This window comes from Serratia sp. JSRIV006, assembly GCF_019968685.1.
Classification (GTDB): Bacteria; Pseudomonadota; Gammaproteobacteria; order Enterobacterales; family Enterobacteriaceae; genus Chania; species Chania fonticola_B.
The window spans coordinates 94,589-109,315 of record NZ_CP074137.1; the positions used below are offsets into that span (position 1 = coordinate 94,589).

A 14,727-nucleotide genomic window follows, 5' to 3' on the forward strand; every position below is an offset into this window, starting at 1 on the left:
TGACATGGATGAGAAGAGGTCATACAATGAGTTACGCAAGCAATCTTGATTTTCCAATATTAATTGTTTCTGTACGCGATAATAAAATACAGGTCGATGATGGCTATCATGCGATTAAGGAGGTGCTGGCATTAAATAACTACCATTTTATCCACGCGGAAAGCAATGAAACGGCGCTGGCGATGGCCAGAAAAGAAGCGGGCATCGGCTGCATCATTATTAATGAGTGCGAGGGTGCTAACTTGGGCGGGGCTTCTCCCATTATCAAGGAGATTATTCGCGTGGTCCGCGCTAAAAACAGCCGGGTGCCCATCTTCTTTTCGTCAAGTGTACCTTTGTTAGGGCGTTTATCGACGGAGGTGATTCAAGAGATCCATGAGTACATCAACATCAGCGAAGATACGCCCAAGTTTATTGCTGGCCGCATTCATCTGGCGATACGCCAGTATATTGAGAACCTGCTGCCGCCTTACTTCGCCGCGCTAAAAAGTTACGCGTTAGACAGCCCTTACTATTGGGATTGCCCGGGGCATCAAGGGGGCGTTGCCTACCTTAAGCACCCGGTAGGCCGTGAGTTTATCAATTATTTTGGCGAAAACCTGATGCGGGCAGACATCGGCATCTCTACGCCGGAAATGGGGGACTGGCTTGAACATAAGGGAGCGCCGGGAGAATCGGAAACGCGAGCCGCCAAACTCTTTGGCGCGGACAAAACCTTCTATGTGACAGGCGGATCTTCCCAGTCTAACCAGATAGTGGGCCACTCAATTGATTTAAAAGATAAAATCATCCTGGTAGACCGCAATTGCCACAAGTCCGTCAACCATGAGCTGACCATCACCCAGGCTAAACCCGTCTATTTCCAGCCTGCGCGTAATGGGCTCGGCATTATTGGCTTGATCTCTCCCGATCAGTTTGAGGCCAGCGCGATCCAGCAAAAAATCGATGACAGCGTGCTGGCTTATCAGGCAGAAGACCGCAGCCCCGCTTATGCCATCATCACTAACTGCACTTACGACGGTCTGATTTATGACGTCACCGCCGTCACCCAAAAGCTGGCCAAGTCGGTACCCCGGATCAAATTTGATGAAGCCTGGTATGCCTATGCGAAATTCCACCCCCTGTATCAGGGGCGGTTCGCCATGGATGTGCCCGAAGATAAAGACAACGGCCCAACGCTGTATGCCGTGCAATCGACACACAAGATGTTGGCGGCCTTTTCTTCGTCCTCGATGATACATATCCGCAATTCCAAACGTGCCCCGGTGGATTACGACATTTTCAATCAGGCTTTTATGATGCACGGCACCACGTCACCGTTCTATCCGATCATTGCCTCAATGGATGTGGCGACCGCCATGATGGAGGGGCAAGCCGGTAAGACATTGGTCGATGAAGCTATTCACGATGCTATCAGCTTCCGCAAGACGCTGGTGACCGTCGCAGACAAGCTCAAAGCGGAAAAAAGTGACAAGGGATGGTTCTTCGATGTCTGGCAGCCGAGCACGTTGCTGCAGGAGGGCAAAAAGGTTCCTTTCACCCAGGTGGCCGACGAGGTGCTAGCCAACGATCCCACCTGCTGGCAGTTGCGAGCCGGAGAGGCATGGCACGGCTTCGGCGACTTGCCGGAGGGTTATGCGATGTTGGATCCCATCAAGGTCACCATTACCTGCCCTGGGCTGAACGCGCAAGGAAAGATGAATGTTTTCGGCATCCCCGCGCCGGTAGTGGCAAAATTCCTGGATACCCAGCGTATTATCCCGGCCCGCAACGGCGACTACACCATTCTGGTGTTATTTGCATTGGGTTCTACCCAGGGTAAATGGAATACCCTGATCGACATGCTGATGATATTTAAACATCACTATGACGAGAATACCCCGCTGACCTCGGTGCTTCCGCAGGTTGCGGCCAGTTCCCCCGCCTATCGCAACATGGGCATCGGCGATTTATGCCGGTCGATCCATCAGGCCAATATCGAACTGAAAATTGCCGAGCTTTTGGAGCTGGCCTGTTCTGCAGAGGCCATCCCTGTTCTTACCCCCTCCCAGGCCTACCAATGCCTGATCTCCGACCAAACCGAGCAGGTCAAGGCTGCCGACATAAGCAACCGCACGCTGGGCGTGATGATAACCCCTTACCCACCGGGCATTCCGCTCATCATGCCGGGTGAAAAGGTGACGTCAGAATCACGGGCCATCGTCGATTACCTGGTGGCCTTGCAGACCTTCGGCCAGCGCTTCCCCGGCTTTGAACATGAACTGCAGGGTGTGGAAGTGGATGAGAACGGCACTTATTGGGTGCGGTGCATAAAAGAAACGCCTGCCAGCGCTTCCATACGTTAATCGGCCTGCGCTTTATCCCCACGGGTGCGATCCGCACCCTCTTCAAGATTTGTATCAATGCAATAATGATGGGAAATATCATGGCTTCTGTTAATACTGCCTCCGTGAAAAAAATGGGGTTGGTCGCCCTGACGTTGGTGACCGCCTCTAACATGATGGGATCCGGGGTCTTTATGCTGCCAACCAATCTGGCAGGCATCGGGTCTATCTCTTTATTTGGCTGGGTGATTACCATTGTGGGTGTGATTGCCCTGGCGCTGGTGTTTGCCAAAAACAGCATGGTGACACCGCGTGATGGCGGCATTATTGCCTATGCCAGCGACGCGTTTGGGCCATTTATTGGCTTTCAGACCACCATCTGTTACTGGATCAGCGCTTGGGTGGGTAACGTGGCGCTGCTGGTGGCGGGTGTGGGTTACCTGAGTTATTTCTTCCCTATTCTCAAAGATCCGCTGGTCAGCTCTATCACCGCCATTGTTATCCTCTGGGCATTTATCGCTCTGGCTTCTTTGGGGGCAAGGGTGGCCGGGCGCTCCCAATCATTCACCGCCTGCTGCATGCTGGTTGTAGTGCTGGGGATCGGTTTTATTGGCTGGTTCTGGTTCAAACCCGCGTTATTCACCGAAGTTTATAATGGCACCAAGGGTAGTGACGTTTCGGCAATCCTCTCCGCCGCGTCTTTGGCTTTATGGGGCTTTTTGGGAGTGGAATCCGCAGTGGTGTCCAGCGGACAGGTGGAAAACCCCGAATCCACGGTGCCCAAGGCGACGGTATTGGGGTTGCTGATTGCCGCCGTGTGCTATGTCACCAGCTGTTCGGTGATCATGGGGTTAGTACCGCATAGCGAACTGGTGAATTCCGCCGCCCCCTTTGCCGATGCTGCCCGTTATATGTTTGGTGAATTCGCCGGGGAAGTGGTTTCCGCCCTCAGCATTATCGCCTGTTTCGGTTCGATCTCTGGCTGGCTGATCTTGCAGTCTGAAGCCCCAAAAGCTGGCGCGAAGCAGGGGCTCTTCCCGAAATTCTTTGCCGTGGTGAACAAAAACGATGTACCGATGAAGGGGCTGATTTTTACCGGCGTACTGATGACCGTGGTATTACTGACCACGGCTTCGCCTAATCTGGCAAAACAGTTTCAGGTGATTGTGCTGATGTCGGTGTTTGCCTCTTTACTGCCCTATATCTATGCGCTGGTCGCGCTACCGATCATCATGGTGGCCAAATCCTTGAATAAGGGCGGGGGCTTCATTTTCTACTGCACGTTGGCGGTGATTGGCATTCTCTACAGTCTGTTTGCCCTGTTCGGATCGGGAGGCAATGCCATGTTCTGGGGGGTATTGATGATGATGCTCACCATCCCGCTATATGCACTGGTTGCCGCAAAGCGCAGTAAAAGCGGGATCAAAACACTGTACCTGGATAGCGAGGAGTAGCCGTAAAAAACAGAAAGCGCAGTAACAATGAAGGCGTTACTGCAACAGTGAATGGCTCTTTTATCTCAAAGCCTTCTCCTTGGTGGGGAGGCTTTTTATGATGGTGAAAAATAAAATACAGCGAATCACCCCTTTTCGGAGAGATATAAGACCCTGCCAGTATTAGTTGTTCATTTTAATTAAACGCGTTACGTTCAATTTTGTGTAATATCCTGGCGGTGAGACTACACGGCAATTCTACATTTCGCCGTTATTTGCCAAACCTTGCTATATCATCAGGTAATAGTCCCACCCTAAAATAGTCCCTTTGCGACTATTCAGACTACTGGCAAGGTCCGACAGTAAGGCTAGAACATTGTTCTAATAAGATTAATGGCGGATCTGTGCCAGCTCGTCTTCAGTCAGACCGGTCATTTTCATGACGGTGTTGCGATCGAGACCGTTCTGCAGCATGGTACGGGCAATTTTCAGCGTAGCATCGCGCTCGCCTTCTGAATGCCCTTCCTGCCGACCAAGCTGAATGCCCTTCTCGATACCCTTCTCAATGCCCTTCTGTTCAAGCTGTTGTGCGATGGTCATCAGTGTGTCCCCATGTTGCGGCACTCGCTGTGCCAGTTGGCGTACAAAGGCTTCGGCGTCTGACGTTTCGCCCGCCTGTACAATATAGTGTACCAGCGATACTACCTGTGATGAAGAGAGATATCCGGCCAGTAGGATGGGAGCGAGCCTATCCACCAGTTCCGCCAGATCCCGATGATGAATGTGCTTCTGCAGTAGTGTCAGAGCCGCCATGCTGCGATGGCCTGCGATTTCGTCATCAGGGATGACGGTGACATCGACAAGCGGAAAAGCAGCGCTGTAAAGTTTACCGGCCAGCTCTGGGTTAGCAAACTCATCCAGCCACCGGGTGGAATAGGGGTATGGGCTGCGCTTACCGGTATAGAATAGCATCGGTATTACCAAAGGCAGCTTTTTGTGGCCCGCCTCCAGATGGCGCTGCATGGCCGCTACTGCGTACCTGATGAGCCTGAAAGCCATGTGCTGATCCGGGGTGGACTGGTGTTCGATGAGCACGTGGACATAACCGTCATCCCCAGCAGTGGTTTTCAGGCTGTAGAGCACGTCGCTGAAGTACTGGCGGAGGTTATCTTCCACAAAGGAGCCTGATTCCAGTTTCAGGGTGTCAAGGTCGCAGATGGCACGCAGCTCTGCCGGGAGGTGTAGTTCCATGAAATCACGGGCAACCTCTGGCTGGGTCAGGAACTGTCTGAATGTGGCATCGTGGGGCGTTGGCGTGTTGTTTTTCTTTTTCATTATAATCATTTCACTCCGATACTGATTTTAAGCTGACGTTATTATTTTTCGCATATCCCTCCATTGATTTATCTGAGGCAAGCTCCGGCGAACCTATATTCAGGATATTTATTAATTCACCGAGGTTTTTATTAAGATATGAAATTAATTCAGATTTTGTTTGTGGCATACCCATAAAGAATTCCCTCTATTTTTTAGCATAGATCCCGTGAAGGCATTGCAAGGTGTAATTATGGACTACCCACCACTACAGGGGAACAAGTATTAGTGATGTCACGGTTATTTCAACCAACTATGCTCCTACGGTCGAATATATTTGCCCCGAAAAATTCAGAAGAATAGCCACGTTGTTATCAATATGAATAATTTTTGCCAAAGGTGCAGCTTATTCCCGCACTTCTATTGTGTGGTTAACAAAAATGATGGGCCGGTTAGGGGGGGGTTACTGGCGTGCTAATGACCGTGGTATTACTGACCACGGCTTCGCCTAATCTGGCAAAACAGTTACAGGTCATTGTTATGCGTTGGTTGCCGCTAAACGTAGCAAAAGCGGGATCAAAACGTTGTACCTGGATAGCGAGGAGTAGCCGTAAAAAACAGAAAGCGCGGTAACAATTTTCGCTTTCGGCATCGGAGCCGGAAAACGTAAACTGTGCCGCGCCTAGTTAGCAGCAGTAGCGATTAATGCACTGCCTGTGGGGCTTGCCAGTTTTCGTGATAGATATGTACGGCTTGCTCTTGCGTGGTAGTGCGATCGCCGGTCAGGCGGTAGGCCACGGTCAAGGCAAAATCAAACGCGGCCCCCAACCCTTGGCCACTGATCAGATTGCCATCTTCCACAACCCTTTCAGCCACGTAGGTACCATCTTCGATCTCCTGATGCAGATCGCCAGAACAGACATAACGGCGGCCTTGCAGCAGTTTGTTGGCAGCCAGTACGCGAGCGGCGGCAGAACACAGCGGGCAGATCAGCTTGGCGGCACGATCGTGGCGGCGGATAAACTCCACGACCAGCTCGTTTTCCGCCATTGCGGCAGTAGCCTGCGGCCCACCGGGGATCACCACGGCATCGTACAGTTGGTCCATGCGGCGTTCCAACAGAGCATCGGCAAACATACGTATCTGGTGATAGCTGCGCAGCTCCAGCCTATCCTGGCAGGACAGCAGCTCTACCTCTATCTCCATACGACGTAACACGTCGATCACGATAACCGCCTCGGCCTCTTCAAATCCTTCGCTCAGCAGGACGGCAACTTTCTTGGTCATAGCATCTCCAGCAATGTACGGGTTAATAACCCGGGCTCGGCTAGGGTAGCAGATAAAAGGCGGGAGTTTTGTGCGGGAGAGCAAGTGTACGAAGGGGATCGCGGAAACTTGAATTCCCTCTTAGCAGCTAGGGGGATTCGCGCTATAATCTGCGACTTGCTTCCTAGCTCTAGAGGAAGATCCTCGTCCCCGGTGGGGCGGCTGGACTTCAAATCCAGTTGGGGCCGCCAGCGGTCCTGGGCAGGTTCGACTCCTGTGATCTTCCGCCATTCGACCTCAACTGAACTCTCCCAACGTCAACTAAACCCCCGTTAAACCCTTTTGTATCAAGCCTTCCTTGTATTCCGAAGTCAACAGGAGTCTACTGGTATCAATATGCCCCTGGGGGCACTATTGGGCAAACCGACCACTGTGGGTAAAATCACATGCCACCAAAACAGATAAAAACCATTAATAATCAAACAATAGCGTCACTTGATACCCGTAGCAAACCCTATAAGTTTTCTATCGGTAGGGGGCTCTATCTGCTGGTAGTGCCTACAGGCTCAAAATACTGGCGTTTGAAGTACCGCATAGACGGAAAGGAGAAGAGCTTGGCATTCGGGACATACCCTGCTGTCACGATTAGCGAAGCCATCATGCTAAGGGAAGAAGCCAGAGCGAAGATCAAAGATGGTTACGATCCCGCGATTGATAAAACCCTAGAGAGAGAACAACGCCGTCAGGAACGCACCAAACAAGCTTTCCAGCTTTCGCTCACCGAACCTGGTGGGCTGATTATCAAAACAACTAAACAAACCCTATCGCTTACGCCAGAGCAAACTCAGGCCGTCAAAGCATTCTTGCTTTCAGGAGGAAACAACGATGCCATTAACTGATGCAAAAGTTCGGGCATTAAAGCCCAGAGATAAGCCGTACCGCTTAGGTGATGCCGGAGGGCTATACGTTGAAGTGGCTACGAATGGATCGCGTTACTGGCGTATGAAGTACCGCGTTGCTGGTAAAGAGAAGCGTCTTGCCTTTGGCGTTTACCCCGATGTCTCACTGGCAGATGCTCGTGAAAAGCGCGATGCGGCCAAAAAGCTCCTGGCGGCAGGCGGTGACCCTAGTGAAACCAAAAAGGCCGAGAAGCTTGCTCAGAAGCTGAATGCGGAAAACACCTTTGAGGCTATCGCCCGAGAGTGGCATCAGACTAAGGCCGATCGCTGGTCGCTGCGCTACCGTGATGAAATCATTGATACCTTCGAGAAAGACATCTTCCCTTATATCGGCAAGCGGCCTATTGCCGATCTCAAGCCGATGGAGCTGCTGGAAGCGCTGCGCAAAATGGAGAAGCGCGGGGCGCTGGAGAAAATGCGTAAGGTTCGCCAACGCTGCGGAGAAGTGTTTCGTTTTGCCATTATCACCGGTAGAGCTAACTACAACCCTGCTCCCGATCTCGCTAGTGCTTTGGCGACGCCGAAGAAGGAGCACTTCCCCTTCCTGACGGCTCAGGAACTGCCATATTTTCTCAAAGACCTATCTGGTTACACTGGCAGTGTCATTACTAAAACCGCAACCAAGATCATCATGCTGACGGGTGTAAGAACCCAGGAGCTGAGATTCGCGCGTTGGCAGGATATAGACTTAGATAAGGGCGTATGGAGCATTCCGCCTGAAGTGATGAAAATGAAGCGACCGCATGTCGTTCCATTATCAACTCAGGTTATCGAACTGTTCAGCTCTCTCAAGCCGATTACTGGCGGCTATCCCCTGGTGTTTATTGGCCGAAATGATCAGCGTAAACCAATCAGCAAGGAAAGCATCAATCAGGTCATCGAGCTGTTGGGTTACAAGGGGCGACTGACTGGCCACGGCTTCCGCCACACTATGAGTACCATCCTGCATGAGCAAGGCTATAACTCGGCCTGGATCGAGACACAGCTAGCTCATGTGGATAAGAACAGCATCCGTGGCACCTACAACCATGCGAAGTATCTGGATGGACGGCGTGAGATGTTGCAGTGGTATGCCGACTATATGGATAACCTGGAGCGTGATGGGAATGTGGTGCATGGGGAGTTTGGGCGTCGTGCTTAGGGTGAGGTGATTTTTCTGAAGGGGACCGGTAGCGCCAGCAGTGATGCTGGTGCTACCGGTTTTTTCTGCTGCTTATTTGTATTGGCTCAGATGTGACCTGACACATTTATGGCACAGAGCCAAACCTAATCTGACAGGCAGCTCTGTGCCAAAAGCTTAAGTAACGAACTGCAGTCTGTGTGAAGCAAATGGGAGCAGGTCAAGTATACACTGCAAGATTTTCAGACCTACCTTTCAGGAAATAGTCTTCAAGAGAAGAAGCCAAAAAAGTTGTTGAATATATATCAGTTAATATTATTATAATAAAACCTTTATGAAAATTTAACCCAAATTTCTTGAGCTAAAGGACTTGCATGCTAACTTCGATCGGCGTTAAGAATCTAAAAAGCATAAAAAACAAAACATCCATTGACTTAAAACCTATCACAGTGCTGTTAGGAAGAAATAGTAGCGGTAAAAGTTCGATGATTCGTTTGTTTCCTCTGCTAAGACAGTCATTTCAAGAAGATACAACAGGACCAATTTTGTGGTACGGGAAGTATGCAGATTATGGTGACTATCATGAGGCTTTGACGAATGAAGTCGATGGCAATATTGAGCTAAGCTTCGGTTTGTCACTAGATTTATATTATAGAAAGCAAAGTCACTTGCCAGACTTTCCCATGCTAAATTTTGTCGTTGATTTGAAACTTGATTCAGTCGATAGAAAAACTGTTATGCGGGAGGTAAGTTTTTCTGTTGGGGAGATTAAAGTTTCTATTTTACCCACTGAGCAAGATAATGTTGTTTTGAAGTTAACATCTAAAAATATCTCTTATGAAATCCCCCTGTCAATCTATAGTTCAGAAGATAAGTTCTTCCCAACTGTATATTTTGAAGGCGTAGATAAGAAGCGTAAGGACATAAATGAACGCTGGCCGTCTTACTATTTTTTAGAAAATAGCGGCAGAATGTATAGTAGATCAGTTGGATATAAGTCAGAAATAGAATTAAATCAGCGTGTTTGTGAAAAAGCCGCAGATGTTATTAGAGGGTATTTTAGTGCAAGAGCAAGCAAAAAAAACATAATCAAAGGCTTGTTGGATATTAAGTCTTATGCTAAAGATAGACTATATTATACATTACTAGATTCTTTCTCTGGGCACTCTGTTTTTATTAATAACCTTGAAAACAAACGCGAAGAAATATTAGATGAAATCCTTCCATTTATTTTGTTGAAAGGCTACAACGAAATAGCTGTTATGCTAAATAGTAATCTTGCAGAAAGCTTTCTATCTGTTAAATATCTTTACCCAATCAGAGCAACTACCGAACGTTACTATCGTTTTCAGGATCTGCAAGTTGAGGAAATGGACCACACAGGTTCGAATGTAGCAATGATACTCAATTCATTTGGTGAATCTGAGTTACGATTATTCCAGAAATGGACTCACGAAAATTTGGGCTTTATCGTTTATGTTCAAGAAGTGGGCTCTCATTATGCCATCAAGATCAAAACAGATAATGATGACAAAGAACATAATATCAGTGATATGGGATTCGGTTTTTCGCAGGTTTTACCAATTGTAATGTCTATCTGGTTGGAGACAAAGGATAATAGCTCATCCAAAGGTAAAGCCTCTATTTTTGTAATTGAGCAACCTGAGTTACATCTTCATCCAGCATATCAGACACAATTGGCATATCTATTTGCAAATACTATTAAGTTAGCGTCTAAAACTAACAATAATATACAGATTATTTTCGAGACACATAGCCAAGCAATGATAGACGCTTTTGGTGACTATATTGAAAGTGGGGAAATTAGTAAGGATGATGTAAATATTGTTTTCTTTGAGAAAAATGGATCTGACGGAACCACAGTCAAAACAGCGGAATTTGATGAAGAGGGTTACTTCATCAATTGGCCAATAGGCTTTTTCTCAGGGAAATAATCATGTTATTAAAATTAATAGATTTCCAGGATGATTTAGAAGATAACGAGCACCTAGAAATAGCTCTTACCAATCTCTTTAATTCACATTTAGAGAAAAAGCATATAATTTTGGCGAGTAAAGAGTTGTTTCAGGCTGTTGTATCTTCGAATGTATTTTCCAGAAGGGTCAGGAATCTGGCTGAATATTTATTAACTAATTACCGAGAGTTGCGTACAATTCCGGAAAAACTTAGTACTTATATAGAGATCGATCTGAATTTACAACAGACTGACTTGAACAAACAGGAAGGTAGGCCTCGTAGATTAGGCTATGGTTTTTTTATAGATAGTGAATCGGTACAGAGAGCCAATTTTCTATGTGAAGATTTAATGGACTGTAATTTCTATAAATTTATAGGTGATTTTTACAAAAATGAAGTTGATGCTAATGGCTTGGTGATAAATTTAGAATTCAGAAATGGCGGTGGTTCTGGCACTAAAAGAAATTATGATGAACTGATTCGTAACAATAAAATGTGCTTATGCATTTTAGATAGTGATAAAAAACATCCATATGGAGCAAAAGGAGATACAAGTTTAGCATTCAATGGTGTTGCTGATAAAAACTTCTCACATCATTTCGTTTTAGAAATGCATGAGGCTGAATCGCTCATCCCTATGGAATTAATAAATCAGGCTCTGGAAAGTGGTAAAATTAACAGAGCTCATGTGGCTGTCTATGATTCATTTTTAAGAGTATTTGATGTTGATGCAACTGCGAAAAAATATTTGGATCATAAAAAGGGATTGGAGGTAAATGCAGCAACAGAGATTGATGAAAAACTAAGAATAGAATACTGGAAAAATATAATTCCAAGAGTTAATGGAATCCCCAAGAATAGATGCGTAACTCGGTTAGAGTGTGAGTGTCGAGAGCCGTGTAAAGTTGTAGAAGGATTTGGCGATAGGCTATTATCTCATATTATTGAAGAATTAGAAGAAACTTCCCCACGTAAATTGCGTAGTTTCATCGAAGATGACCTATATGATGATTGGTTTACCATAGGTAAGGAAATATTTAGTTGGGGTTGCGCTTCAAATAAGCAAGCAAGAACATCTTAGTTAAAAAATTGAAAATTTCGGTGCCAATATGGTTTTTCGCTCTGTTGGCATTTATCGGTTAAATTACTAGGTGACTTTTTTTGGTTTCTCTCACTCGAAAAATGTTTTTTAAAGGTTTTGTTTCATATGACTGACCGTCCCCCTGAAAGCAGAGCCAGGCTAAGATCTGCTCCCTATTGCTTGACAAACGGCGATTTTTGAAAGAGGTCCACGGTAGTCAGAACCATTTCGTACTTCCGCTTATCGCTCATAGCTGCCCGAGGTTTTTCCAACGGACAGCTTTGTGCCAGCGGAAGTTGCTAATCTGCGGGGGCTGGTCAGCGCAATATGGCAACATACGCTGCTGTAATGACATCAGCTTGTAGAGTAGTATGAGTTCTTCTTCTGTCAAACTTGGATACTCAATGACATTACAAGCGGCCTATCTTGAAAAGCCTACGCCCGGTGATGAAATGGAAGGTGTTTCGATCATCGACATCAATCCTTTTGGCCCAAATGGGGAAAAGGATCGGCTACTGCTAATCAGTAAGGACGCTGAACCCATTCTGATTTTACAGTTGTATGTACGTGCAGATGAGGATGGCTGGCTGATTTCCAGCGCCTTTTCTGATTTTCTCCTGAATGAATCCCACGTTGCAATCATTTGTGGCGACCACTTTCATGTTTTTGACATGGCCACACACTCGTTCAGAAGTCATCCATTAGGTGATTATGTTGCCCATATTTATTCAATTCCTGAAATCCATTCTGACAGGCTACATGATCGGGTTATGGTCACCACTTACTGCCACGTTTTTCTGATTGATATTCTAGCTGGCATTCTCTGGAAATCCAGTCAGTGCGCCATTGATGGCGTGATCATTACATCAATAGAGAATGATACGGTGCTTGGCCTTGGAGAGTGGGATCCGCCAGGAGGCTGGGAACCTTTTAAGCTCGATCTCAAAACGGGTATCCCGATTTGAAGAAGAGGGGTTATCCTCACAGTAATTGCCAGAAATAGACCTTCAAAAGTTACAGCCGGGCCAACTCAGCGGCCCAACGGAATTGACAATACCTTGGCTAAAGTGGATATGTTGTTGGGCGTTATTTTGCCTTGGCATGTACATTAAGAAAGTGAGTCGAAAACCTTTGTCCTCAACAAACGGAGAAAATCTGCTGAGGTCATACCCCATAATTCTATTGAGAACTCCGCGCCATAGCGGCTTTCAAAATCATTTTCAAGGTCGTCGCATTCTTGGGTAAATTCCTCAATTTCGCCTATTAAGCTTTGCCGTAAAGAAGGTGATGTATCAGCAATCCATGCATCAATTTGAGCTTCCACGCTTTCACCGGAACCAAACAGATCATAATCTTGGCCAAAATAAATTGCGATCAAGCTGTCCAGCTCGGATACGTTGATATCTTTCATAGTAAGGCCATCGGGTAGGCAACAAGGATGAGATAAGGTTTATGGTTTCAGTATTCAAATTTGAACGCCATGCGAAACTTATAGCAGCTGACATTCTACCAGTTGACAGGTACATCGTGATGTAAGCGTGCACAAAACTTTGAACGTCCGCACTTCGCTCAAGGCAGACATTGTGTTCTATCTACGAAACCTGTCAGCTTAAGTCTGAGCTGATACAGCTTATTTTTTGTGAATTTTGACGAAATAAACATGCCGCCATATTTCACTTCCCAGTTGTAATAACTGGCTTCAAAAATAGCGGCAATACCCTTTTTAAAACTGCTATTGGGTTAAGTTCTTAGTATCATTGATAAACGTTTCTAACGACATGAGGTGCTCACGAATAACTTTTGGATATTTATCATGAAGTACAAGTGGTACAACTAGCTTGACTCTTTCCTGTTGCATTTCCTGAAACTGAGCTACAGAAACCCCTTCCTGCAATGTAAACAGATAAATATCTTCGACTCTATCTGCCTCATTTAATATCTGGCGCCAGCGGTCTTTACATGTTGTTTTCACTGCCAGCATGCGAAGCCTATTTTGGGGCCACGTTTCATCATGATAGGCTTGTGCAGAAGGAAACAGGAAATCAGGTTTTTTATTCCCTGAATCGCCACGGATAATCTAGACACTTCTGAGCCGTTGATAATATTGATTTTCATATTCCGTCGGTGACATCTGATCACTCGAACCATGCCGACGCTTACTGTTATAAAACATTTCGATGTAATCAAAAATATCACTGCGGGCTTCTTCCCGCGTTCCGTAGATCTTTTTCTTTATCCGTTCACGCTTCAGTAGCTGGAAAAAACTTTCTGCAACTGCGTTATCGTGACAGTTACCACGACGGCTCATACTGCCCTCCAGTCCATGTGATTTCAGGAATGACTGCCATTCATGGCTTGTATACTGACTACCTTGATCAGAATGAACCAGCACCTGTTTTTGAGGATTACGCCGCCACACGGCCATCAGAAGCGCATTCAGGACAATATCTTTTGTCATCCGGGGTTGCATTGACCAGCCGATAACTTTGCGCGAAAACAGGTCAACAACCACGGCCAGATACAGCCAGCCCTCGTGGGTTCGGATGTAAGTTATGTCCGTTACCCAACGTTCATCCGGTGCTTCCGAGTTGAACTGCCGCTGGAGCCTGTTGGGTGTCACGATACTGGCCTCCCCTTTACGAGCTCTTGGGCTTCGGTATCCGACCTGAGCCTTTATCCCGGCACGCTTCATCAGCCGCCAGACCCGGTTAATCCCGCACTGTTGCCCGCTATCTCGCAGGTCGAGATGGATCTTACGATAGCCATAAACGCAACCGGACTCCAACCAGAACTGTTTGATTTGTCCTGTCAGCCTCATATCTGTCTGATGCCGTGGTGAATGTGGCTGCTGAAGCCAGGTGTAAAACCCACTTGGATGAACATCCAGCACCCGACAGAGCAGACGAACAGGCCAACAACAGGTGTTATCACGGATAAAGGCGTACCTCAGTCGGACAGCTTTGCGAAGTACGCCGCGGCTTTTTTTAATATGTCCCGTTCGTCAGTAACTCGTTTCAGCTCTTTTTGGAGTCGGCGGATCTCGGCCTGAGCATCTGACTGTTCTTTGTTGGTGGAAGAGTCAGGCCCGTACTTCTTTATCCAGGCGTAAAGGCTGTGGGTGGTGATGTCGAGACGTGTTGCAACGCTGGAAACAGAATGGCCACGATCAACAACCTGTTTGACCGCTTCAATTTTAAACTCTTCAGGATAACGCTTACTGCTCATGTGCACCTCTCTTTAGGCCATTTTAAAT

12 protein-coding genes, 1 tRNA gene and 1 pseudogene are annotated in these 14,727 nt (G+C 46.9%); 8 read left to right on the forward strand and 6 right to left on the reverse strand.

Going from position 1 to position 14,727, the window contains the following annotated elements:
* Positions 1 to 26 precede the first annotated feature (26 nt).
* Both KGP16_RS00420 and KGP16_RS00425 read left to right on the forward strand, forming a co-directional pair.
* Positions 27 to 2,345 (forward strand): Orn/Lys/Arg decarboxylase N-terminal domain-containing protein, encoded by a 2,319-nt coding sequence (locus tag KGP16_RS00420; RefSeq protein ID WP_223500606.1) that lies wholly within the window; start codon positions 27 to 29, stop codon positions 2,343 to 2,345.
* Positions 2,346 to 2,425: 80 nt separating this feature from the next.
* Positions 2,426 to 3,778: an amino acid permease gene (locus KGP16_RS00425; RefSeq protein ID WP_115160115.1), complete on the forward strand. Its 1,353-nt coding sequence runs from the start codon at positions 2,426 to 2,428 to the stop codon at positions 3,776 to 3,778.
* Between the two features lie 369 nt (positions 3,779 to 4,147).
* On the opposite strand, the gene KGP16_RS00430 is transcribed toward KGP16_RS00425, so the two are convergent.
* The 3 genes from KGP16_RS00430 to KGP16_RS00440 form a co-directional block, all read right to left on the reverse strand.
* Positions 4,148 to 5,092, reverse strand: a complete 945-nt coding sequence (locus tag KGP16_RS00430) for an Rpn family recombination-promoting nuclease/putative transposase (RefSeq protein ID WP_223500607.1) — start codon at positions 5,090 to 5,092, stop codon at positions 4,148 to 4,150.
* 10 nt (positions 5,093 to 5,102) lie between these two features.
* Positions 5,103 to 5,267 (reverse strand): hypothetical protein, encoded by a 165-nt coding sequence (locus KGP16_RS00435; protein ID WP_155621689.1) that lies wholly within the window; start codon positions 5,265 to 5,267, stop codon positions 5,103 to 5,105.
* Positions 5,268 to 5,773: 506 nt separating this feature from the next.
* Positions 5,774 to 6,358 (reverse strand): DJ-1/PfpI family protein, encoded by a 585-nt coding sequence (locus tag KGP16_RS00440; RefSeq protein WP_223500608.1) that lies wholly within the window; start codon positions 6,356 to 6,358, stop codon positions 5,774 to 5,776.
* A gap of 174 nt (positions 6,359 to 6,532) precedes the next feature.
* Between KGP16_RS00440 and KGP16_RS00445 the strand changes: the two genes are divergently transcribed.
* The 6 genes from KGP16_RS00445 to KGP16_RS00470 all read left to right on the forward strand — a co-directional run bounded on the left by KGP16_RS00445 (position 6,533) and on the right by KGP16_RS00470 (position 12,439).
* A tRNA-Sec gene (locus tag KGP16_RS00445) sits at positions 6,533 to 6,627 on the forward strand.
* 156 nt (positions 6,628 to 6,783) lie between these two features.
* Positions 6,784 to 7,236 carry an Arm DNA-binding domain-containing protein gene (locus KGP16_RS00450; RefSeq protein WP_051346228.1) on the forward strand — a complete coding sequence of 151 codons (453 nt, stop codon included), beginning with the start codon at positions 6,784 to 6,786 and terminating at the stop codon, positions 7,234 to 7,236.
* Positions 7,223 to 8,437: an integrase arm-type DNA-binding domain-containing protein gene (locus tag KGP16_RS00455; RefSeq protein ID WP_223500610.1), complete on the forward strand. Its 1,215-nt coding sequence runs from the start codon at positions 7,223 to 7,225 to the stop codon at positions 8,435 to 8,437. Before KGP16_RS00450 ends, KGP16_RS00455 begins: the two co-directional genes overlap by 14 nt.
* A 353-nt stretch (positions 8,438 to 8,790) precedes the next feature.
* Positions 8,791 to 10,371, forward strand: a complete 1,581-nt coding sequence (locus KGP16_RS00460) for an AAA family ATPase (RefSeq protein ID WP_223500612.1) — start codon at positions 8,791 to 8,793, stop codon at positions 10,369 to 10,371.
* 2 nt (positions 10,372 to 10,373) lie between these two features.
* On the forward strand, positions 10,374 to 11,474 hold the full coding sequence (locus KGP16_RS00465; protein WP_223500614.1) for a hypothetical protein: 1,101 nt from the start codon (positions 10,374 to 10,376) through the stop codon (positions 11,472 to 11,474).
* 404 nt (positions 11,475 to 11,878) lie between these two features.
* The gene (locus tag KGP16_RS00470; RefSeq protein ID WP_218520037.1) at positions 11,879 to 12,439 is read left to right on the forward strand and encodes a hypothetical protein; all 561 of its coding nucleotides are present in this window, start codon (positions 11,879 to 11,881) and stop codon (positions 12,437 to 12,439) included.
* Between the two features lie 143 nt (positions 12,440 to 12,582).
* On the opposite strand, the gene KGP16_RS00475 is transcribed toward KGP16_RS00470, so the two are convergent.
* The 3 genes and pseudogenes from KGP16_RS00475 to KGP16_RS00485 form a co-directional block, all read right to left on the reverse strand.
* Positions 12,583 to 12,885, reverse strand: coding sequence for a contact-dependent growth inhibition system immunity protein (locus tag KGP16_RS00475; protein WP_218520036.1), 303 nt, complete (start codon positions 12,883 to 12,885; stop codon positions 12,583 to 12,585).
* A 321-nt stretch (positions 12,886 to 13,206) separates the two neighbouring features.
* Positions 13,207 to 13,533, reverse strand: a pseudogene (locus KGP16_RS00480) (type II restriction endonuclease); the annotation flags it as partial.
* A gap of 18 nt (positions 13,534 to 13,551) precedes the next feature.
* A protein-coding gene (locus KGP16_RS00485) for an IS3 family transposase (protein ID WP_223500153.1) occupies positions 13,552 to 14,699 on the reverse strand; the annotation gives its coding sequence in 2 pieces (ribosomal slippage) (positions 13,552 to 14,462 and positions 14,462 to 14,699; 1,149 coding nt in all).
* Positions 14,700 to 14,727 lie beyond the last annotated feature (28 nt).